This window comes from Sandaracinaceae bacterium, assembly GCA_016706685.1.
GTDB lineage: Bacteria > Myxococcota_A > Polyangia > Polyangiales > Houyiibacteriaceae > JADJJE01.
On the sequence record JADJJE010000016.1, the window covers coordinates 97,395 to 116,536 of the forward strand.

General features: G+C 68.6%; 21 protein-coding genes and 1 tRNA gene. 12 read left to right on the forward strand and 10 right to left on the reverse strand.

Translation table 11 applies throughout. The annotated features are described in order from the left end of the window. The first annotated feature begins 98 nt into the window (after positions 1 to 98). The 5 genes from IPI43_20500 (at position 99) to IPI43_20520 (ending at position 4,875) form a co-directional block, all read left to right on the forward strand. The gene (locus IPI43_20500; protein MBK7776485.1) at positions 99 to 2,996 is read left to right on the forward strand and encodes a UPF0182 family protein; all 2,898 of its coding nucleotides are present in this window, start codon (positions 99 to 101) and stop codon (positions 2,994 to 2,996) included. Between the two features lie 155 nt (positions 2,997 to 3,151). Further along, positions 3,152 to 3,349 carry a CsbD family protein gene (locus IPI43_20505; protein MBK7776486.1) on the forward strand — a complete coding sequence of 66 codons (198 nt, stop codon included), beginning with the start codon at positions 3,152 to 3,154 and terminating at the stop codon, positions 3,347 to 3,349. A gap of 11 nt (positions 3,350 to 3,360) precedes the next feature. Continuing rightward, positions 3,361 to 3,510: a lmo0937 family membrane protein gene (locus tag IPI43_20510; GenBank protein ID MBK7776487.1), complete on the forward strand. Its 150-nt coding sequence runs from the start codon at positions 3,361 to 3,363 to the stop codon at positions 3,508 to 3,510. An 85-nt stretch (positions 3,511 to 3,595) separates the two neighbouring features. Then, the gene (locus IPI43_20515; GenBank protein ID MBK7776488.1) at positions 3,596 to 4,312 is read left to right on the forward strand and encodes a TetR/AcrR family transcriptional regulator; all 717 of its coding nucleotides are present in this window, start codon (positions 3,596 to 3,598) and stop codon (positions 4,310 to 4,312) included. Continuing rightward, a complete protein-coding gene (locus IPI43_20520) occupies positions 4,309 to 4,875 on the forward strand; it encodes a sterol desaturase family protein (GenBank protein MBK7776489.1) in 567 nt (188 codons plus the stop codon). Before IPI43_20515 ends, IPI43_20520 begins: the two co-directional genes overlap by 4 nt. Positions 4,876 to 4,879: 4 nt before the next feature. Here the strand turns inward: IPI43_20520 and IPI43_20525 are convergent, their stop codons facing one another. Beyond that, positions 4,880 to 5,614: a hypothetical protein gene (locus IPI43_20525; protein ID MBK7776490.1), complete on the reverse strand. Its 735-nt coding sequence runs from the start codon at positions 5,612 to 5,614 to the stop codon at positions 4,880 to 4,882. Between the two features lie 62 nt (positions 5,615 to 5,676). Here IPI43_20525 and IPI43_20530 point away from each other — a divergent pair, with 62 nt between their 5' ends. Next, positions 5,677 to 5,943: a DUF4404 family protein gene (locus IPI43_20530; protein MBK7776491.1), complete on the forward strand. Its 267-nt coding sequence runs from the start codon at positions 5,677 to 5,679 to the stop codon at positions 5,941 to 5,943. 70 nt (positions 5,944 to 6,013) lie between these two features. Here the strand turns inward: IPI43_20530 and IPI43_20535 are convergent, their stop codons facing one another. Genes IPI43_20535 through IPI43_20560 form a run of 6 tightly spaced genes read right to left on the reverse strand, consistent with a single transcriptional unit; the run spans position 6,014 to position 11,881 of the window. Beyond that, positions 6,014 to 6,520, reverse strand: a complete 507-nt coding sequence (locus IPI43_20535; protein MBK7776492.1) for a DUF59 domain-containing protein — start codon at positions 6,518 to 6,520, stop codon at positions 6,014 to 6,016. Beyond that, complete coding sequence (locus IPI43_20540; protein MBK7776493.1) at positions 6,517 to 7,827, reverse strand: cysteine desulfurase; 1,311 nt, start codon at positions 7,825 to 7,827, stop codon at positions 6,517 to 6,519. Before IPI43_20540 ends, IPI43_20535 begins: the two co-directional genes overlap by 4 nt. After that, complete coding sequence (gene sufD / locus IPI43_20545; GenBank protein MBK7776494.1) at positions 7,824 to 9,164, reverse strand: Fe-S cluster assembly protein SufD; 1,341 nt, start codon at positions 9,162 to 9,164, stop codon at positions 7,824 to 7,826. Before sufD ends, IPI43_20540 begins: the two co-directional genes overlap by 4 nt. Continuing rightward, positions 9,161 to 9,910: a Fe-S cluster assembly ATPase SufC gene (sufC, locus tag IPI43_20550; GenBank protein MBK7776495.1), complete on the reverse strand. Its 750-nt coding sequence runs from the start codon at positions 9,908 to 9,910 to the stop codon at positions 9,161 to 9,163. Before sufC ends, sufD begins: the two co-directional genes overlap by 4 nt. A gap of 15 nt (positions 9,911 to 9,925) precedes the next feature. Beyond that, positions 9,926 to 11,374: a Fe-S cluster assembly protein SufB gene (gene sufB / locus IPI43_20555; GenBank protein MBK7776496.1), complete on the reverse strand. Its 1,449-nt coding sequence runs from the start codon at positions 11,372 to 11,374 to the stop codon at positions 9,926 to 9,928. 42 nt (positions 11,375 to 11,416) lie between these two features. Then, positions 11,417 to 11,881, reverse strand: a complete 465-nt coding sequence (locus IPI43_20560; GenBank protein ID MBK7776497.1) for an SUF system Fe-S cluster assembly regulator — start codon at positions 11,879 to 11,881, stop codon at positions 11,417 to 11,419. Between the two features lie 124 nt (positions 11,882 to 12,005). Here IPI43_20560 and IPI43_20565 point away from each other — a divergent pair, with 124 nt between their 5' ends. From IPI43_20565 to IPI43_20575, 3 genes are all read left to right on the forward strand, one after another. Further along, a complete protein-coding gene (locus tag IPI43_20565; GenBank protein ID MBK7776498.1) occupies positions 12,006 to 13,859 on the forward strand; it encodes an FAD-binding oxidoreductase in 1,854 nt (617 codons plus the stop codon). After that, the gene (locus IPI43_20570) at positions 13,856 to 14,872 is read left to right on the forward strand and encodes an NAD-dependent epimerase/dehydratase family protein (protein MBK7776499.1); all 1,017 of its coding nucleotides are present in this window, start codon (positions 13,856 to 13,858) and stop codon (positions 14,870 to 14,872) included. The genes IPI43_20565 and IPI43_20570 overlap by 4 nt, the downstream gene beginning before the upstream one ends. A gap of 104 nt (positions 14,873 to 14,976) precedes the next feature. Beyond that, positions 14,977 to 15,252, forward strand: coding sequence for a hypothetical protein (locus IPI43_20575; protein ID MBK7776500.1), 276 nt, complete (start codon positions 14,977 to 14,979; stop codon positions 15,250 to 15,252). Between the two features lie 56 nt (positions 15,253 to 15,308). Here IPI43_20575 and IPI43_20580 read toward each other — a convergent pair whose 3' ends face one another. After that, complete coding sequence (locus IPI43_20580) at positions 15,309 to 16,280, reverse strand: hypothetical protein (protein ID MBK7776501.1); 972 nt, start codon at positions 16,278 to 16,280, stop codon at positions 15,309 to 15,311. A gap of 32 nt (positions 16,281 to 16,312) precedes the next feature. On the opposite strand from IPI43_20580, the gene IPI43_20585 reads away from it, so the two are divergent. Next, positions 16,313 to 16,531 carry a TIGR02450 family Trp-rich protein gene (locus tag IPI43_20585; GenBank protein MBK7776502.1) on the forward strand — a complete coding sequence of 73 codons (219 nt, stop codon included), beginning with the start codon at positions 16,313 to 16,315 and terminating at the stop codon, positions 16,529 to 16,531. Between the two features lie 91 nt (positions 16,532 to 16,622). On the opposite strand, the gene IPI43_20590 is transcribed toward IPI43_20585, so the two are convergent. Both IPI43_20590 and IPI43_20595 read right to left on the reverse strand, forming a co-directional pair. Further along, positions 16,623 to 16,696, reverse strand: a tRNA-Gln gene (locus tag IPI43_20590). A gap of 105 nt (positions 16,697 to 16,801) precedes the next feature. After that, on the reverse strand, positions 16,802 to 17,320 hold the full coding sequence (locus IPI43_20595; protein ID MBK7776503.1) for an HNH endonuclease: 519 nt from the start codon (positions 17,318 to 17,320) through the stop codon (positions 16,802 to 16,804). Positions 17,321 to 17,470: 150 nt separating this feature from the next. Between IPI43_20595 and IPI43_20600 the strand changes: the two genes are divergently transcribed. Both IPI43_20600 and IPI43_20605 read left to right on the forward strand, forming a co-directional pair. Beyond that, entirely contained in the window at positions 17,471 to 18,127 is a 657-nt protein-coding gene (locus tag IPI43_20600) for a hypothetical protein (GenBank protein MBK7776504.1), read from the forward strand. 18 nt (positions 18,128 to 18,145) lie between these two features. Beyond that, positions 18,146 to 19,141, forward strand: coding sequence for a hypothetical protein (locus tag IPI43_20605; GenBank protein ID MBK7776505.1), 996 nt, complete (start codon positions 18,146 to 18,148; stop codon positions 19,139 to 19,141). Position 19,142: the final 1 nt, after the last annotated feature.

Genomic DNA, 19,142 nt, shown 5'->3' on the forward strand with positions numbered 1-19,142 from the left:
CCTCGGCGGCCCCCCGGGCTGGCCCCAGCGCCCCCCGCGTGATACGGGAAGCCGCAGCGCGTCGAGCCGATGGGTGGAATCCCGCGACGTCCAAAGGCATGCAGCACTACCCAGAACGAGAGCCCCCGCGCCCCGGTCTCGCGCTCAGCTTCCTCCTGGCAGCGCTGGTGCTGGCCGTGTTCCTGCCCCTGTGGGCCGGCTTGTACACGGATCTGCGCTGGTTCCGCTCGCTCGGGCACGGCTCTGTGTTCGCCACCATCTTGCGCACCCGGCTTACCGTCGGGGGCATCTCGGGGCTCGCGTTCGCGGGGTTCCTCTATGCCCAAGGCCGCCTGGCGCTGCGCCTCTCGGCCCGCTTTGCCTCGCCTCGCCCGCGCACGCCCAACGGGCTCGCCACGCCGCCGCTCGACCTGGGCAACTGGGCACCGCGCATCGTGGCGCCGGTGTCCATCCTGGCGGGCGTGGTCTACGGCCTGATCGCCTCGCAGTCCTGGGAGGTCTACGCGCAGTACGTGCAAGGCGTGGCGTTCGGGCGCCGCGACCCGCTCTTCGGGCACGACCTGGCCTTCTACTTCTTCGACCTGCCCGCGCTGCACGCCGTGTTCGGCGCCACGCAAGCCGTGGTGGTGCTGAGCGGCATCCTGGTGGCCGCCGTGTACGCGCTGCGCGGCGGCGTGGTGCTGGACGTGGGCAAGCTGCGCGCCCACCGGCGTGTGCGCATCCACGCGAGCGTGCTGCTCGCCGGCTTCCTGGTGCTGCTGGCGCTGGGCGCGTGGCTAGACCGCTTCGAGCTGGTCTACTCGGCCGAGGGCCCCGTGGCGGGCGCGAGCTATGCCGACGTGCACGCGCGGCTGCCGGCGCTGGCCATCTTGAGCGGCGTGGCCGTGCTGGCGGCCCTGCTGGTGCTGGTCAGCGGGTGGCGGCAGGGGCTGCTCATGGTGGGCGCGGCGCTCGGCCTGGTCATCGCCACGGATCTCCTGGCGGTGCGCATCTACCCGGCCATCGTGGAGCGCTTCAGCGTGCAGCCCAACGAGGCGCAGCGCGAAGCGCCCTTCATCGCCTACAACATCGAGGCCACTCGTCACGCCTTCGGGCTCGACCAGGTCATCGAACGCGACCTGAACACCGCGCGCGCCCTCACGGCCGAAGACATCGCCAACAACCAGGCCACGCTCGACAACGTGCGGCTGTGGGACCACCGCGAGCTGCTGGACACGTTCGCCCAGATCCAAGAGATCCGCACCTACTACGACTTCACCTCGGTGGACAACGACCGTTACATGGTGAACGGGCAGCTGCGCCAGATCATGCTCTCGCCGCGCGAGCTGCAGGCCGAGGCGCTGCCTTCGCGCACGTGGATCAACGAGCACTTCACGTTCACTCACGGCTACGGCCTGACGCTGGGCCCGGTGAACCAGACCACGCCCGAGGGGCTGCCCGTGCTCTACGTGCAGGACATCCCGCCGCAGTCCGCGCCCGAGACGGGCATCACCGTCACGCGCCCCGCCATCTACTTCGGCGAGCTGAGCAACGACCACGTCTTCGTGCGCACGCGCAACGACGAGTTCGACCACCCGGCAGGTGAAGAGAACGTCTACACCACGTATACGGGCCGGGCTGGGGTGCGCCTGGACTCGTTCTGGACGCAGCTGCTGGTGGGCCTGCGCCTCGGGCAGCTCAAGCTGCTGCTCAGCAACGACATCACCGAGGACAGCCGGGTCCTGCTGTACCGCAACATCCGCACGCGGGCCGAGCGCATCGCGCCGTTCCTCACGTTCGACCGCGACCCCTACATGGTCGTGCGCGACAACGGCACGCTGTCATGGGTCCTGGACGCGTACACGCGCAGCGACCGCTATCCGTTCGCGCAGCCGCTGGCCGACGGCACCAACTACATGCGCAACTCCGTGAAGGTCATCATCGACGCCTACGACGGCACGGTGGACTTCTACGTGAACGACGACGCCGACCCGGTGCTGGCCACCTACCGGCACATCTTCCCCGAGCTCTTCCGCGACCTCAGCGAGATGCCCGAGGACCTGCAGCGCCACCTGCGCTACCCGCTCGACCTCTTCGGCGTGCAGACGCGCGTGTTCACCACGTATCACATGAACGAGCCCGAGCTGGTCTACAACCGTGAGGACCAGTGGGAGGTGCCGCAGCTCACGCGCGCAGACGCGTCGCAGCCCATGTCGCCGTACTACACGGTCATGCGGCTGCCCGAGGAGGAGCGCGAGGAGTTCATCCTCATGCTGCCCTACTCGCCGAAGCGGAAGGAGAACCTGGCGGCCTGGATGGTGGCGCGCAGCGACGGAGAGCACCGCGGCGAGCTCATCGTGTATCGGCTGCCGCGTGACCGGCTGGTCTTCGGCCCGCAGCAGATCATGAACCGCATCCACCAGGACGCGGAGATCTCGCGGCAGGTGTCGCTCTGGGATCAGCGCGGGTCGCAGGCGCTCTTCGGGACGCTGCTCGTCATCCCCATCGAGGAGTCGCTGCTGTACGTGGCGCCGCTCTACCTGCGCTCGGCGCGCGATGGCGGCAGCGCGCGCGCCCCGGGCACGGGCGGTGGCGGACGCATCCCAGAGCTGAAGCGCGTCATCGTGGTCTACCAGAACCAGATCGTGATGGAGCAGACCCTGGACTTGGCGATCGCGCGGCTCTTCGGCGCCCCTGTGCCAACAGAGGTGGAAGCCGGGGAGACCGAAGCCCCCGCAGCCCATGACCCACGCCCCGACAGCGTCGAGGCCCGCCATCTTGGACCCGGACGCGCCCAGCCCCACGGACACCGAGGCCACGGACGCACCCCTCCCGGACCTCAGCAGCGACGCACGGGTGCGGGCCCACCAGCTGTACGAGCGCGCCCTGCGTGCTCAGCGAGAGGGACGCTGGGCGGACTACGGCGAGGCGCTGAACGAGCTGGGCGAGACGCTCGCCGAGCTGCGCGCCGAAGCGGACGGACCCGCTGCGGGCGCTCCATCACCTTGATGGACTGACTCCACCAACACGGTCGGATGGGGACCACCGTGTAGGCAATCCACGTCACGAATGGCTTGGTTTTGCGCCGCCCACCGCTTGGCCCGGGACATGCACTGACGTGTAGGCATGTCGCTTTGTGCGCTTCGAGTGCAAGGCCAACGAGGAGCAGATTATGAATCGCGACCAAGTACAAGGTAAGTGGGACCAAGTGAAGGGCCGAGCCAAGCGCGCCTGGGGCGAGCTGACGGACGACGACTTCACCAAAGCGGACGGGTCCGTCGACAAGCTCTATGGAATCATCCAGGAGAAGTTCGGCGACACCAAGGAAGCCATCCAAGCGAAGCTCGATGCGCTTCACCTGAAGTCATAAGGAGGACGATCATGCTCTGGACAATCGCCGTCATTCTGTTGGTCCTCTGGGCCGTGGGACTCGTCACGTCGTACACGATGGGTGGGTTCATCCACATCCTGGTCGTGCTCGCCATCATCGTGGTCCTCGTGCGGGTCATTCAAGGCCGCAGGGTCGTGTGATGTTCGGGGGGCAGGGCTCACGCGAGTCTTGCCCCCTTCGACTTGCCCCCTTGACAGGAACGTGAACGACGTTTACTAAACGCTCATGGTTCACGAAACGCCCGTGGCGGCTCTGCCCAAGACCCGCCGCCGTCAGGTCAGCGAAGAGCGCATCTTGGATGCGGCCACGCACATGGTCCTGGCGCAGGGTTACGACGGGCTGAACATGAAGGACGTGGCCGACGCCGCGGACTACACGCCCGGCGCGCTCTATCGCTACTTCCCCTCGAAGTCGGCCCTGCTGGCGGCCGTGGTGGTGCGGCTGCTCGGACGCCTGTCGGACGACCTGGTGGCGCTCGAGGAGGCCCCCGCGGCCCGCACGACGTTGGCCCGTGTGGTGGCGCTGGGGCTCTGCTACCGGCGCTTCGCGCTGACTCAGCCACACGCCTTCGGGCTCTTCTCGGCCATGCTGGCGGACCCGCGCGTGCTCTTGCCCGAGCCGGAGGAGCGCGCCGTCATCGTGATGGCGATGCACCGCACGCTGATGCCGCTGGCACGCCAGCTGGACCACGCGGCGCAGGTGGGCGAGCTGCCCCCGGGTGCCACCGAGACGCGCGCACTCATGCTGTTCACCTCGCTGCACGGGGCGCTCCAGCTCGGGAAGCAAGAGCGCCTGGCGCTGCTGCCCATCGCCACGGACACGCTGGTGCACAGCCTGCTCGAGGCGTTGCTGGTGGGGCTCGGTGCCCCGCGCGAGACCGTCGTCACGGCCCTTCACGAAGGCCGTGCCCTGCTCACCCACACCCCACAGGTCGCCTCATGAACCCGCTGTTTGCCGTTCCGCTCGCGCTCGTGCTGGGCGCCCTCACCTGGTCGTTCCTCGAGTACTGCATCCACCGCTGGCTGGGGCACGACCGCCGCCTGCGCGGCAACCCGTTCGGGCAGGAGCACACGCGTCACCACAGCCAGGGAGACTACTTCGCGCCCGCGCACAAGAAGGCGCTGGCTGCGGTGCTGGCGCTCGTGGTGGTGCTGCCGCCCAGCGTGCTGGTCGCCGGGCCGCTGGTGGGCGGCGCCTACACGGCCGGGCTGGTGGGCTTCTACCTCTACTACGAGGTGCTCCACCGGCGTGAGCACACGCACGCGGGCATCGGCGCGTATGGCCGCTGGGCGCGGCGGCACCACTTCTACCATCACTTCGTGGACCCCTCCATGAACCACGGCGTGACCTCGCCGCTGTGGGACCTGGTGTTCGGCACGTACCGCGTGCCGGGCGTCATCCCCGTGCCGGTGAAGCTCAAGATGCAGTGGCTCACCCACCCGGAGACGGGCGAGGTGCACGCGCCCTACGCGGCCTGGTACTCGCTGCGCGGCCGCGCGAGCTGACCGCTCAGAGCTCCCACCCGCACCCGGGTCCATAGATGTCGTTTTCGGTGCCGGAGCCGATGGCGTTGAACTCACGGATCCAGCTGGTCCAGAAGGCCTGCATGCGGCGCGCGAGCTCGGCCAGGTCTTCGTCGTTCGCCGCCGCCTCCTGCATGGCGGGCGACGTGGCGTCCACGTGCCCCGTGGGCGTCCCCAAGCCCGGCACGCGGGTGGAGAGCCGGCGCACGCCCTCGCCCTCGCCCCACGGGTCGGTCGCCGGGTCGTCCATGGGCAGGTAGCCGGGCTGGTCCGACCAGGCCTCGATGAACGTGATCTCACCCGCGTCGTTGAAGGTGAACTCTTCGTAGATGGCGCAGGGGCCGCCGTCATACTGGAACGACACGCGGCAGCGCGCGAAGGGCTGCTCGCCGAAGGCGCGACAGTCGCGCGTGGGCACGGTGGAGGGCGTGGCCAAGAGCACCACGCGGTCCACCGCCTCGATCAGGTCGCGACCGGAAGCGGTCAGCAACAACCACGGTGGCCACTCCCAGCGCAGCACGCCCTCCGCGTAGGTGGGGCGGCTGCCCGGGTCGGCGCTCGCGTCGTAGCTGTCGAAGTAGCGCAGCGCCTGGTCCACGTAGTACGCGTCGGTCTGCGTGGGCTCCGAGCAGGCCGCGAGGGCGCCGTCACCGGCACACGGGTTCGTTCCACTGCACGCCGGGAGCGCGAGAGCTAGACTGATGAGAACGAACGCGCGCATACCACGAAAGTGCGCTAGCCCTGCTGGGCCGTCAACGTCAGCCCGAGACCGAGGAACGAATCATGCCGAAAGAAGCCCTGCGCGACGCCCTCGCGTCCCTGCACACCGAGCTCGGGACCGCCGACAAGCTGGACGCCGAGTCGCGCGCCCTGCTGTCGAAGGCGCTGCGCGAGATCGCCGACCGGCTGGACCGGGACGAGCCACAGGCCGAGGGCGAGACCCTGGGCGACAGCATCCGCGGCGCGGTGCAGCGCTTCGAGGGCGAGCACCCCGAGCTGGTCAGCGCCGTGGCCCGCGTGGCCGAAGCGCTGGGCGCGGCGGGTATCTGAGAGCATCGCCGCTATTGCTTTGTTGCGAGCCTCTATGGGCACCCCCGGCCGTCGGTGCCCCGAACAGTCCTCAGAGCATTCCCAATTCCAGCAGCGCATCCTCACTCATGCGCTCCTTGGTCCACGGCGGGTCCCACACCAGCGCCACGTGGGACGTGGCCACGCCTTCGACGGTGCCGCTCTTGTCCGCCACCTCTTTGACCAGCATGCCCGCCACCGGGCAGGCCGGCGCGGTGAGCGTCATCTGGATCTGCACCTCCCCGTCGGGCTCCACGTCCACGCCGTAGATGAGGCCCAGCTCGTAGATGTTCACGGGGATCTCGGGGTCGAAGATGGTCTTCAGCACCTCGATGATGGACTCGCGCACGGCCGCCGTGTCGATGGGCGTCTCGCTCTTGATGCCCTTGCCACCGTAGGCCTCGCTGACGTCCACCTCGGAGGTGCTGGGCGCGGGCAGGCCGAACGTGGGCAGGAAGACGCGGCTGGCCTCGTCGCGCGCGGGCTTCGCGGGCGCGGGGATCTTGTTGACCTTGAGGGCCTCGATGTCGGCGTCTTTGTCTGTGGTGTGCTCACTCATGCGAACATCTCCCGAACGAGGTGCAGGCCGCGCACCAGCGCGTCGATGTCGGCGCGGGTGCTGTAGAGCGCCATCGACGCGCGCGCCGTGGCGGGGATGCCGAAGCGGTCCATGAGCGGCTGCGTGCAGTGGTGCCCCGTTCGCACGGCCACGCCCACCTGGTCGAGGATGGTGCCCACGTCGCTCGGGTGCGCGCCCTCCATGAGGAACGACAGCACGCCCACCTTGTGCGCGGCGGTGCCCACCAGCCGCAAACCCGGGACGGCCGCGAGCTGAGCGGTGCCATAGGCCAGCACGTCACGCTCGTGTGCCGCGACCGCGTCCGGGTCGAGCGCGGTCAGGTAGTCGAGCGCCGCGCCGAGGCCGATGCCCCCAGCGATGTGCGGCGTACCCGCCTCGAACTTGTAGGGCAGCGCGTTCCACGTGGTCTCGGCGAAGGTCACGCGGTCGATCATGTCGCCGCCGCCCTGGTACGGGATCATCTCCTCCAGCAGCTCGCGCCGGCCATACAGCACGCCGATGCCCGTGGGCCCGTAGACCTTGTGGCCGCTGAACGCATAGAAGTCGCAGCCGAGATCCTGCACGTCCACCGCCGCGTGCGGTGCTGCCTGAGCGCCGTCGATGCACACCGCGGCGCCCACGCTCTTGGCCAGCTGCACGAAGCGCTTGGCCGGCAAGATGGTGCCGAGCGCGTTGCTCACGTGGGCGAAGCTCACCATCTTGGTGCGCGTGGAGAGCTTGCTGCTGAAGGCGTCTTCCGTGACCTCACCCGCGTCGTTCACGGGGGCCACCACCAGCTTGGCGCCGGTGGCCAGCGCCACCATCTGCCAGGGCACGATGTTGCTGTGGTGCTCGAGCTCGGTGATCAGGATCTCATCGCCCTCGCGCAGTCGCGGGCGCGCGTAGCACTGCGCCACCAGGTTGATGCCTTCGGTGGTGCCGCGCACGAAGATGGTCTCTTCGACGCTGGGCGCGTTGAGGAAGCGCCGGGCTTTGTCGCGCGCGTCTTCGTAGCGCTGCGTGGCCCGCTGCGAGAGCGTGTGCACGCCCCGGTGGATGTTGGCGCAGTCCACCGCGTACACGCTACTCACCGCGTCGATGACACTCTGCGGCTTGAGCGCTGTGGCGGCATTGTCCAGGTACACCAACGGGTGCTTGCCGATGAGCTGATGCAGGGCGGGGAAGTCCTCACGCACGCGCTCCGCGTCGAACACCACGGTGGCCGGAGCGGTCACGCGACGGCTCTCCTTGCCGTGCTCTTTCGCGTGCTGCTGGGCCTGCGGCTTCACTTGCGGTGTGGCGCTCATGACTCCTCCTGGAACAGCTCGAGCAGCCCCGTGCCGTCGGGCAGGCGCGCCGCCATCTCGTCCTGCGCACGCTTGCGGGTGGGATCGTCCGTGATCCGCTCGAGCAGCTCGCGCACGAAGGCGAACGTCAGCAGGGCGCGCGCTTGGCTGTCGCGCATGCCGCGCGCGCGCAGGTAGAACACCTGGTCTTCATCCAGCGAGCCCACCGTGGCGCCGTGGCTGGCCACCACCGAGTCGGTGTCGATCTCGAGGTGCGGCTTGGTGTGCACCGTGGCGGTCTCGGTCAGCAGCAGGTTGCGGTTCTGCTGGTGCGCCTCGCTCACGAGCGCCGCGCGGTGCACCCACGCGATGCCGTCGAACACGGCGGTGCCGTGCTGGTCGATGACCCCGCGGTAGTCTTCGCGGCTGGTGCAGCGGGGAGCGCGGTGCTCCACCAGCGTGTGGTGGTCGACGTGGTCGCGACCGCTCACGTGGTAGACGCCTTCCAGCGTAGTGCTGCCGCCCTCCCCCACCAGCGCCACGTGCAGGCCGAGGCGCATGAGCGGCCCGCCCAGCGTGACCACCCGCGAGTGATAGCGGGCGTCGCGCCCCACCTCCACGGCCACCTCGCCGAGCAGGTGCTGCCGGCTCTGGTGCACGCGCACGTGCTCGAGCTCCGCGTTCTGCCCGATGCGCACGTCGGTCACGGCGTTGAGCAGCACCTCTTTGCGGGCTTCCGCGCCCTGCCCTTCGGGCTGCCCCAGAAAGTGCTCCACCAAGGTGACGCGCGCACCGGCCACCACCTCCACCTGCACCTTGGCGTGCGCCACCGCGCTGCCGGTGCTCACGTACACGATGTGCACGGCAGCGGCTTGCTCGCCCTCGATGCGCAGCAGCGCCCCACGCTCGAAGCGCGCGGTGTTGAGCGCGCGGAAGTGACGCTCGGGCCGCAGCAGCACGGGCGAAACAGCCACACCGGCGCGGTGCGCGTCGTCGAGCGCCATCAGCTGCACGCCCGCAGGCAGGCCGTCTACGGCGGTCACCAGAGCCACGCCATCCACGATGGGCAGCACCACGCTCGCCGCCGGAAAGAGCTCACGCGCACGTGCACCCACGCGGTCCAGCGTGAACAGGTCGGCGGGCGCCTCGGGTGTCAGCTCCAGCACCGCGCGCACGGACGTGAAGCGCCAGGCTTCGTCCTTGCGGCCGGGCAGCCCGCTCTCACGCAGCGCGCGCTCGGCGGCCGCCCGCTGTGCCGAGAGCGTGGGCACCTCGTTGGCGACCTCGACGCGCCGCCCGGGCTGGGGCCGCAGCAGCGCCACGCTGTCGTCCGCTTGGCTTGCCTGCACGTCGCTCATGCCGCGGGGCTCCGGTGCTCGGCGTAGCCGTCGCGCTCCAGCTGCTTGGCCAGCTCGGCGTCGCCGCTCTCCGCAATCTTGCCGTCCACCAGCACGTGCACGCGGTCGGGCACGATGTAGTCCAGCAGGCGCTGGTAGTGCGTGATCACCAGCATGGAGCGGGCCGGGTCGCGCAGCGCGTTCACGCCGCCGGACACCACGCGCAGCGCGTCGATGTCGAGGCCCGAGTCGGTCTCGTCCAGGATGGCCAGCTTCGGCTCGAGCAGCGCCATCTGGAAGATCTCGTTGCGCTTCTTCTCGCCTCCGCTGAAGCCGTCGTTCACCGAGCGCTTGAGCAGGTCTTGGCTGAGCTCCACCAGCTTGGCCTTCTCACGCGCCACGCGCATGAAGCTGGGCGCGTCCAGCTCGGCCTCGCCGCGCTGCTTGCGAATGCTGTTGAGCGCCGCGCGCATGAAGTAGAGGTTGCTCACGCCCGGGATGGACACCGGGTACTGGAAGGCCAGGAAGACCCCCTCGGCCGCGCGCTGCTCCACCGAGAGCGCCAGCAGGTCCACGCCGTCGAGCGTGGCCGTGCCCGAGGTTACCTCGTAGCCCTCGCGGCCAGCGAGCGCGTAGCCGAGCGTGCTCTTGCCGGCGCCGTTGGGCCCCATGATGGCGTGCACTTCGCCAGCGGGGATCTCGAGCGTGAGCCCCTTGAGGATGGGCGTCCCGCCCACCGAAACGTGCAAGTCCGTGATCTTCAACATGACGAGTCTTTCCGCTCAGCCGATGGCGCCTTCGAGGCTGACACCGAGTAGTTTTTGGGCCTCCACGGCGAACTCCATGGGCAGCTCCTTCAGCACTTCCTTGGCGAAGCCGTTCACGATCAGGCTCACGGCGTCTTCCTCGCTCAGCCCGCGCTGCTGGCAGTAGAAGAGCTGGTCCTCGCCGATGCGCGACGTGGTGGCCTCGTGCTCCACCTTGGCGGTGGGGTTCTTCACGTCCACGTAGGGCACGGTGTGTGCTTGGCACTTGTCGCCGATCAGCAGCGAGTCGCACTGCGTGTAGTTGCGCGCGCCCTCGGCGCTGCGGGCGATGGTGACGCCGCCGCGGTAGGTCTGACGGCCGTGCCCCGCGCTGATGCCCTTGCTCACGATGGTGGAGCGCGTGCGCTTACCGAGGTGAATCATCTTGGTGCCGGTGTCGGCCTGCTGGCGGTGGTTGCTGAGCGCCACCGAGTAGAACTCGCCCACCGAGTCGTCGCCCTTGAGCATGCAGCTGGGGTACTTCCAGGTGATGGCCGAGCCGGTCTCCACCTGGGTCCAGCTGATCTTGCTGCGCGCCCCTTCGCACAAGCCGCGCTTGGTCACGAAGTTGAAGATGCCGCCCTTCCCGTTCTCGTCGCCGGGGTACCAGTTCTGGACGGTGCTGTACTTGATCTCGGCGCCCTCGTGCGCGACCAGCTCCACGATGGCCGCGTGCAGCTGGTTCTCGTCGCGCTGCGGCGCGGTGCAGCCCTCGAGGTAGCTCACGTGCGACCCCGCGTCGGCGATGATCAGCGTGCGCTCGAACTGCCCCGTGTTGGCCGCGTTGATACGGAAGTAGGTGCTCAGCTCCATGGGGCAGCGCACGCCCTTCGGGATGTACACGAACGAGCCGTCGCTGAAGACCGCGCTGTTGAGCGCCGCAAAGTAGTTGTCGCGCACGGGCACCACGGTGCCGAGGTACTTGCGCACCAGCTCGGGGTGCGCGTGCACGGCCTCCGAGAAGCTCATGAAGATGATGCCCTCTTCGGCCAGCTTGCCGCGGAAGCTGGTGTGCACCGACACGCTGTCGAACACGGCGTCCACGGCCACGCCGGCCAGGATGGCGCGCTCGTGCAGCGGGATGCCCAGCTTGGCGTAGGTCTCGAGCAGCTTGGGGTCCACGTCGTCGAGGCTCTTGGGCGCGTCGTCCGGCGACTTGGGCGCCGCGTAGTAGCAGATGCTCTGGTAGTCGATCTCGGGGTAGTCCACGTTGGCCCAACGCGGCTCCTTCATCTTCTGCCAGGCGCGAAACGCGCTCAGGCGCCACTCGAGAAGCCACTCGGGCTCGCTCTTCTTGGCGGAGATGAAGCGCACCGTGCTCTCGTCCAGGCCCACGGGCGCGAACTCCTGCTCGATGTCGGTGATGAAGCCGGCGTCGTAGGACTTCTTGAGGACTTGATCGATCTCTTGGGTTGCTTCAGCCATGACTGCACCGTCTCTCGTCGGGAGCACCCGACCGCAAACTGCTCACACGCTCACCCGCGCCTTGTTGGCCTCGCCCGCGCTGCGCACCAGCTGCACCAGGCGCGCGCCGCCCGGCTCGGCCATGTCCGACAGCTTGATGGCCTCGAGCGCCGTGTAGACCGCGTCGTTGATGCGCTGCCAGTTGGCGCGCACGTTGCACCGCGCCTCGTGGGAACACACGCTCTCGTCGTCCACGCACTCGGTGACCGCGATGGGCCCCTCGAGCGCCTCGATCACCCGCACCACGCTCACGTCCTCGGGCCGGTGCGCCAGCTGATAGCCGCCGTGCGCGCCGCGGTGGCTCACCACCAGCTCGGCCTTGGCCAGCGCCTTCAGCACCTTGGCCACCGTGGGCGCGGGGATCTGCGTCTCGGCGCTCAGGTCGCTGACCGGATGCGGCCCGCCACACGACGCGAGGTGCGTGGCGATGACGATGCCGTAGTCGGTCAATTTCGAGATGCGCAGCATGAGGAGACAATCGAGACTGGATTGGTCCTCTTTATATGTCGCTCACCTCGCGGGGGGTCAAGGCACGCGTGGTTGACACATGACCTGCCGGTAGATAGCTACGCCATGGAGGCAATTTCCATACATGTCCGACAGACCCATCACCGCGAGTGGCGACACCCGGTTCGTGCCTCCTTCCTCGGCTGCGCCCACCCCGGGCGACGGCGAGGCACTCGACGGCTGGGGCTACGCGGACACGCGGTTCGTGGTGAAGCCCAACGGTGTCACCGTGTTGACCGGGCAGCGCTACAACATCAGCAACGTCGAGCTTCCGACGCTCATGCCGTGGTTCGCGCAGCGCCTCGATGCGCCGCTGGGGCCGGACAACCGCAACGAACCGCACTACCCCCCGGCGATTCCTTCGGCCCTCTCATCGCCCGCGCTGCTCGCCGAGCTGCGCACGTTCCTAGCAAAGGAGCAGCTGACCGATGATCCGAAGGCGCGCCTGCGTCGCGGGCACGGCCACACCGGCGGCGAGATCTGGGCCATCCGCTACCGCACGCTCGAGCGGGTGCCCGACCTGGTGGTCTTCCCCACCGGCCACCACGAGGTGGTGCGCCTGGTCGAGACCGCACGGAAGCACGAGGCGTGTGTGATCCCCTTCGGCGGTGGCACCAACGTGACAGAGGCGCTGCGCCTCTCGGTGGATGAGCAGCGCTTCGTGATCGCGGTCGACATGCGGCGCATGAACCGCGTGCTGTGGGTCGACGCGGTGAACCACATGGCCTGCATCGAGGCCGGCGCGACCGGGCAGCACATCGTCGACGAGCTGAAGAAGCACGGCCTGACGATGGGGCACGAGCCCGACAGCCTCGAGTTCTCCACGCTGGGCGGCTGGATCGCCACCAACGCCAGCGGCATGAAGAAGAACCGCTACGGGAACATCGAAGAGCTGGTGCTCGACATGCAGGTGGTCACCGCGCACGGGGTCATGGAGCGCCCGGCGCAGGCCGCGCCGCGCGAGAGCGTGGGCGTGAACCCCAAGCAGTACATGTTCGGCAGCGAGGGCAACTTCGGCATCGTGACCACCGCCGTGGTCAAGCTCTTCGCGGTACCCGAGGTGCAGCGCTACGGCAGCGTGGTCTTCCCGAACCTCGCGGCGGGGCTCGCGTTCATGTACGACCTCCAAGCTTCGGGCGCGCTGCCTGCGAGCGTGCGCGTCATGGACAACACCCAGTTCCACTTCGGACAGGCGCTCAAGCCGGCCAAGAAGGGCCTCTGGGCCAAGACCATGGGGGCCATCGAGAAGTTCGTGGTGACCAAGGTGAAGGGCTTCGACCCCTTTCAGCTCGCCGTCGCCACCATCGTGTTCGAGGGCTCGCGCGAGCAGGTGGCGTTCCAGGAGCGCGCGCTCTACCGCATCGCCAAGCAGCACGGCGGCATGAAGGGTGGCGCGGCCAACGGCGAGCGCGGCTACCAGCTCACCTTCGGCATCGCGTACATCCGCGACCTGACCTTCGAGCACTGGGCCATCGCCGAGAGCTTCGAGACCAGCGTGCCGTGGAGCAAGGCGCTGGACCTCTACGAGCGTGTGCAAGCGCGCTGCGAGCGCGAGCACAGCGAGCGCGGTCTGCCGGGGAAGCTGTTCTTCACCGGCCGCATCACGCAGGCCTACCAGACCGGCGTGTGCATCTACTTCTACCTCGGCTTCTACGCCAAGGGCGTGGCGGACCCGGTGGCGTCCTACACGGCGCTCGAGCACGCGGCGCGCGAGGAGATCCTGGCCGCGGGGGGCTCGCTCTCGCACCACCATGGTGTCGGCAAGATCCGGCAGGACTTCCTGGGCGACATCTACTCCGACGGGGCCCGCGTGCTTGCCCGCAAGGTCAAGTCCGCCATCGACCCCGAGAACCTGTTCGGGGCCGGGAACCACGGGGTGAACGGCCCCGTCACGCTGGCACGGCCAGCCACGCTGGCCCACTCCGAGGAGCACTCATGAAGCCAGTCCTGGTCACGGGCGCGAGCGGGTACCTCGGTCGCCACATCCTCATTGCGCTCAAGGAAGCCGGCATCCCGGCGATTGCGCTCGCGCGCTCGGCTGGGAGCTGGCCGGCGCACTGGGCCGACGAGGTGGGCGACATCCGGCTCGTTACGGGCACGCCGCTCGCGCCAGAGGCGTGGCTCGACACCGTGGGCCCGGTGGGCGCCATCATCCACGCCGCCGGCGTGGTGAAGCACTCGCGCGCCGACGTGGGCGACATGCACGACGTCAACGTGCGGGGCACGCAGGAGATGGTCCGCGCCGCCAGCAAGCTCGGCGCGCGCATGCTGTTCATGTCCACCTCGGGCACCGTCGCGTGCTTCGATGACGCCACGGCCACGGCCGACGAGCACGCACCGTTCGCCGAGAAGCTAGCTGGGCGTTGGCCCTACTACGCGTCGAAGATCGAAGCCGAGCGCGCCTCGCGGGCCCTAGCCGACGAGTTGGGCGTCCCGCTGGCGATGGCACGCCTGCCGATCCTGCTCGGCCCCAAGGACCACAAGCGGCGCTCCACGACGCACGTCACCCGCGTGCTCGACGCGCGCGTGCCGCTCGTTCCCAGCGGTGGCGTGAACTTCGCTGACGTGCGCGACGTGGCCACCGCCCTCGTGCGCCTGACCCAGCTCGACGCGATGCAGCCCGTCTACCACTTCCCGGGTACCGTCCTGTCACTGGCCGACTTCTTCCAGCTGGTGTGCGAAGTCTCGGGCGCCACGCTCGACCGCCCCCACGCGCCACGCTGGGTGGTCCAGGGCCTTGCCAAGCTCAGCGAGCACCTGCCGCGCAAGGGACCGCTCGAGAAGCTCCCCGACTCGGTGGTCCTCGAGATGGCCACCTGCCACTGGGGCCTCTCGTCATTGTGGAGCGAGCAGGAGCTCGGCTACCGTTCGCGCCCTCCGCGGGAGACGCTGAGCGACACCGTGGAGTGGCTGCGCACCTCGGACGAGGGGGTTGGCGCCACGCACGGGTAGGCCAGCGCGGCGCGGCTCAGTGCCCTCGAGATACCGTGACGATGCGGCAGCCTCGAACCAGACCGATCGCGCGCGCGTTCGCGTCGCAGGCTACCATCTGCGGCATGCAGAAGAAGAACGTCATCAGCATCGCCATCCTCGCTTTCTTCGCCGGCTGCGCGGGAGGGCCAGTCTTGGAATCCATCATTGTCCGCCCTCTGTCTGCGCAACAAGCAGCAGCTGGAGTGCAACGGTGGGAGGGTCAATGCGTCGCCATCTCGGGTCGGGGACCGGAGAGCTACGCAGCGAGTGGCACTGAGGTGATGCAGCGAATGGGCGCCGAGGGCTGGGACCTCGTGACGTCGACCGGCGCCATCCTGTGCTTCCAACGCCCGCTTTGAAGCGGTGCAGGGCCACCCGTTGGTTCTTTCCGGCGTGAGGTCGCACGAGAGGCACCCTAGTGAAAGTTCATGCTCGGTTGGTGTGCTGCGAGGCTGGCGAGCGTCCACATGATGACGCGCTGGTTTGCGCTGGGCTCGTCGAAGAGCCCTCGGAGCTCGTGATGGAGCACGAGCTCCGCCCCATCCCTTCGGATCGCCGCGCTGTCGCGGTCGAACGACTCGGGGCTCTCCTCGACGAACGCACCCCAGAACTCGGCCCAGCCGCTCGCGCGCGCGGCGGCCATCTCTGCGTCCGGGTAGAGCAGGGCCGCGTCGATGTGGACGTCGTTCGAAGCTACGCCGTAGGTCATGCGGACGACGAGCTTCAGCTCGCGGAAGATCCCCCACGCAGGCGCCGCCCAGGCTTCGAAGAGGATCGCGCGTCGAGCGGGCACTGCGGGCAGCGCGGCAGCGAGCCGTTGGAGCGCGTGCGAAACGACGGCGGGCGGGATGTCGCCCGTCTCAACGGCGGCGGCCGCCGGTATGTGAACGGTCATGGCGGACTCACCGACCTCTCCGATCGCGGTGCGCTCGTCGCCGACCGAACGCTGTCCAGCCGACCCGGTCACCGTCGGCGTGCCGTTCGCAGAGAAGCGCTCGATGACCGTATCGAAGCGGTGCCCCAGCTCGCCCTCGAAGACCCAGCCGACCGCCTCCTCGCCAAGCCCGATGGTCACGACCTCCGTGTGGGCCAGGACATCGTTCTGGAGGTCCCGATCCGCTCCGGCAGGGCTGAGCGGAAGTCGCCCGAGAACGACCGCCTCGAACGTCGTTCCCCGCACCGGGCCGAGGTGCACCCGCATCACGTAGTCCACGTTCCGCGGCAGGCGCCGCACCGCGGGCGCCTCGAGTCCGGGGCCGTCGCTCGGAGTGTCCGCTGCTTCGGTAGCCACACCCGTGGGCGGCGCGGTGGCGGCGCCCCCCCCGCAGCCGGTCGAGACAGCCGCGAGAAGTGCGGCGGAGATCGCGACGTGGGGGTTGGTGATCATGATTGGGTGAGGCTACAACGAGGACGTCAGCCATGAACCGCGTTCACCCGAAGAAGCTGTTCAACAGCAAGTGGACCGCCGTGCAGCCGCTCAACAAAGAGAGGCACTTCCTGGTCACCGAAGTGGAGCTCGACGAGGATGAACAGGTGGTGGTCTCGTGCGTGCTCGAGCCCGTCATGACCAAGCGCAGCCGACGCGTCGGCTGGCGGGAGCTGACGGATTCCGATGTCTGGCTTCAGGGCTGGAAGTAGCGTTCCGCCCCGCGCCAACGACTCGAGAAGCGCTGCGTTGGTGTTGAGCGCACTTTCAGGTCGGCTGCTCGGGCCACCATCACCTAGAATGTGGTTCCGGGACGAGGGTTCGAACCTCGATTCATGGATTCAAAGTCCATTGTCCTGCCATTGGACGATCCCGGAGTGCCAACGCGGGCCCAGCCGAAGCCGGCCTGCGCTGAACGGGGGCGTGTCTATCACGAGTTCCTGGGCCACGCACGGATCCGCGCCGCCCGGGAAGCCGTCACGCTACCCGAGCGATGCGGAGACCACACCCCAAGTGCTCCAGACCGCCGGAGCGCTCTGCAGCTCCTCCCGCCCCGGGCCCGCCGGCAGCCACGTGGGCGCCGCCGGTCGCTTGGCCAAGGTGAGCCCCGAGCGCGCCAGCACGCGGTCACCCTTGCGCTGGTTGCACGGCCGGCAGGCGGTCACGACGTTGGCCCAGGCGGTGAGCCCGCCGCGGGCCTTCGGCACCACGTGGTCGATGGTCAGGTCCTTGCTGCCGCCCTCCTGCCCGCAGTACTGGCAGGCGAAGCCGTCGCGGCGCAGCACGTTGAGCCGCGAGAAGCGGATGCGCTGGACGCGAAACGGCACGGGGACGCGCAAGCGCACCACGGCCGGGAGCCGGTAGGCGCTGCTCACGGTGTGGACCTCGTCCTCGTACTCTTCGAGGACGTCGACCTTGCCGCGGAAGAAGAGCGCGATGCCCTTCTGCCACGAGACGATGCGGTGGGGTTGGTAGCCTTGGTCGAGTACGAGCGTGCGCATGGTGATGGCATCTCCGTAATGAATCTTCCACTACCTGAGGTTTCGCTGTAAGCCGTCAAGCGTTGCGCCACCGATGATGATGACGTTATAAGCTGTTCGAGGATGTTCATGCGCCTACTCCCCCCCCTCCTGGCGACATGCGTTGCCGTATTGTCACTGCTCCACGGCAGCGCCCGAGCCCAGGCCGCCGATCCAACGGTTGCCGAAGATCAGGCCCCAGCCAATGGGACCTATGACGACGCCACGGCCGAGACCGAGGGGGCTTCGCGCCGCATAAACGCTCCCTCCCACGACGCCGGGTTCGGTTTCCACACCGTCCGCTTCCGCACCGAAGACGGGGACGTCTACTCGCTGCACGCGCCAGCGATCACGTTCGACTACTGGGTGGGACGGCGTTGGGGGCTCATGCTCCACGGCGCCGCCTACTTCCCCGCGCGCGCGGCGCAGCCGGGCAGCGTGGACGACTTCCGCGGCTCACTGCGGAACGAGTACGATCAGCGCTGGGGCCTGGACGGCTCGGTGATGATCGGCCTGCACCACGAGCTGGCCGAGAAGCTGCACCTCTACACGGGGATCGGCGTCCACCTCCAGGTGTTCCGCCTCAACGACGCGCAGTTCGCGCCGGTCGAGGCGGTCACCTTCGGCGTCGGGGCCCAAGCGCGCCTGCGCTACGACTTTCACCCGCACGTGCACGTGGGGGGGTCGATCTCGGCCGCCATCGACCCGATCGACCTGATCAAGCATGTCAACCGCGTCATAATCTTGTTCCCAGTCACCTTCGCCGTCTCCCTCGGGACGCACTTCTGATGGACCGCGTCGACCGCCATGAACACACCCACGCTGCGGCGCGCAGCGCTGCGTCACTGCGCCATCGTGGCGGGGCTGCTCTTGCTGGTGGCCTGCGACAAGTCCGGCGTGCACGACCTCGCGCGCGCCAACGACACGCTCACCATGTGCGGCGCTGACACCTCCACGTGGCTGCGCTCGCTCGAGGAGACCACCGAGCTATTCGTGCTCGGCACGGACGAGGCCGGCATGGGTGCGTCGGGCGGCTGCTACGTCCGCGCCATCGTGAACCAAGACAGCTCGGTGGAGATGGAGACCGGCACGTTCTCGGTCGACGCCGCTGGCGTGGGCGAGACCGTGATCTTCGCCACCTATCGCTTCCTCTTCCAGCCGGACCGTGGACCGCTGCAGCGCGAGGGCGCCCGTCGCATGGACCTCGACACGCCGCTGATGCAGAGCCTCGTACTCGGACGCGACGGGGAGCAGCTCACCCTCGCGCTCGGTGGTGACGGCCGCAACCTGACCAGCCTCCCGGAGGTCATCCGGCGCCTCGAGCCCGACACCCAAGCGGGCGCCGAGGACATCTTCCGCCTGGTCAACATCATGTTCTACATGAGCCAGACGCGCGTGCAGGGCTTCGGCGCCACCGGCATGACCATGTACGTGGAGCCCAAAGACTTCGTGGGCATCGTGTCGGGCGAGTACACCGTGGCCGTGACGGGCGGCCTGCGCATCGGCAGCGACCTCACCTACCGGGCGCTGCGCGACCTGACCGACATCCAGATGGACGGCAACCAGCACACCATGGTGGACCTCGGCGGCAACGGCCCCACCAGCGAGATGCTGACCTTCACGCTGGACCACCCGGACACCGATCCGATTATCTACACCATCTTCTACGACGACTTGCTCGTGGTGAACGGCGCAGCCGGCGATGGCTTCTACACGGTGGACTCGAACGGCGACACGTTCGTCGTGGACTGGATGCTCGCTCAAGACGTCCACGTCCGAAACGTGCTGCCCGTCGGCGAGTGAC

Coding starts and splice junctions, on each gene's coding strand:
- IPI43_20570 (MBK7776499.1), top strand. CDS start 13,856: ATGAAGCCAGTCCTGGTCACGGGCGCGAGCGGGTACCTCGGTCGCCAC.
- IPI43_20535 (MBK7776492.1), bottom strand. CDS start 6,520: ATGAGTGAGCACACCACAGACAAAGACGCCGACATCGAGGCCCTCAAG.
- IPI43_20525 (MBK7776490.1), bottom strand. CDS start 5,614: ATGCGCGCGTTCGTTCTCATCAGTCTAGCTCTCGCGCTCCCGGCGTGC.
- sufC (MBK7776495.1), bottom strand. CDS start 9,910: ATGTTGAAGATCACGGACTTGCACGTTTCGGTGGGCGGGACGCCCATC.
- IPI43_20575 (MBK7776500.1), top strand. CDS start 14,977: ATGCAGAAGAAGAACGTCATCAGCATCGCCATCCTCGCTTTCTTCGCC.
- IPI43_20580 (MBK7776501.1), bottom strand. CDS start 16,280: ATGATCACCAACCCCCACGTCGCGATCTCCGCCGCACTTCTCGCGGCT.
- IPI43_20595 (MBK7776503.1), bottom strand. CDS start 17,320: ATGCGCACGCTCGTACTCGACCAAGGCTACCAACCCCACCGCATCGTC.
- IPI43_20585 (MBK7776502.1), top strand. CDS start 16,313: ATGAACCGCGTTCACCCGAAGAAGCTGTTCAACAGCAAGTGGACCGCC.
- IPI43_20505 (MBK7776486.1), top strand. CDS start 3,152: ATGAATCGCGACCAAGTACAAGGTAAGTGGGACCAAGTGAAGGGCCGA.
- IPI43_20515 (MBK7776488.1), top strand. CDS start 3,596: ATGGTTCACGAAACGCCCGTGGCGGCTCTGCCCAAGACCCGCCGCCGT.
- IPI43_20540 (MBK7776493.1), bottom strand. CDS start 7,827: ATGAGCGCCACACCGCAAGTGAAGCCGCAGGCCCAGCAGCACGCGAAA.
- IPI43_20520 (MBK7776489.1), top strand. CDS start 4,309: ATGAACCCGCTGTTTGCCGTTCCGCTCGCGCTCGTGCTGGGCGCCCTC.
- IPI43_20510 (MBK7776487.1), top strand. CDS start 3,361: ATGCTCTGGACAATCGCCGTCATTCTGTTGGTCCTCTGGGCCGTGGGA.
- IPI43_20605 (MBK7776505.1), top strand. CDS start 18,146: ATGAACACACCCACGCTGCGGCGCGCAGCGCTGCGTCACTGCGCCATC.
- IPI43_20500 (MBK7776485.1), top strand. CDS start 99: ATGCAGCACTACCCAGAACGAGAGCCCCCGCGCCCCGGTCTCGCGCTC.
- IPI43_20565 (MBK7776498.1), top strand. CDS start 12,006: ATGTCCGACAGACCCATCACCGCGAGTGGCGACACCCGGTTCGTGCCT.
- IPI43_20530 (MBK7776491.1), top strand. CDS start 5,677: ATGCCGAAAGAAGCCCTGCGCGACGCCCTCGCGTCCCTGCACACCGAG.
- sufB (MBK7776496.1), bottom strand. CDS start 11,374: ATGGCTGAAGCAACCCAAGAGATCGATCAAGTCCTCAAGAAGTCCTAC.
- sufD (MBK7776494.1), bottom strand. CDS start 9,164: ATGAGCGACGTGCAGGCAAGCCAAGCGGACGACAGCGTGGCGCTGCTG.
- IPI43_20560 (MBK7776497.1), bottom strand. CDS start 11,881: ATGCTGCGCATCTCGAAATTGACCGACTACGGCATCGTCATCGCCACG.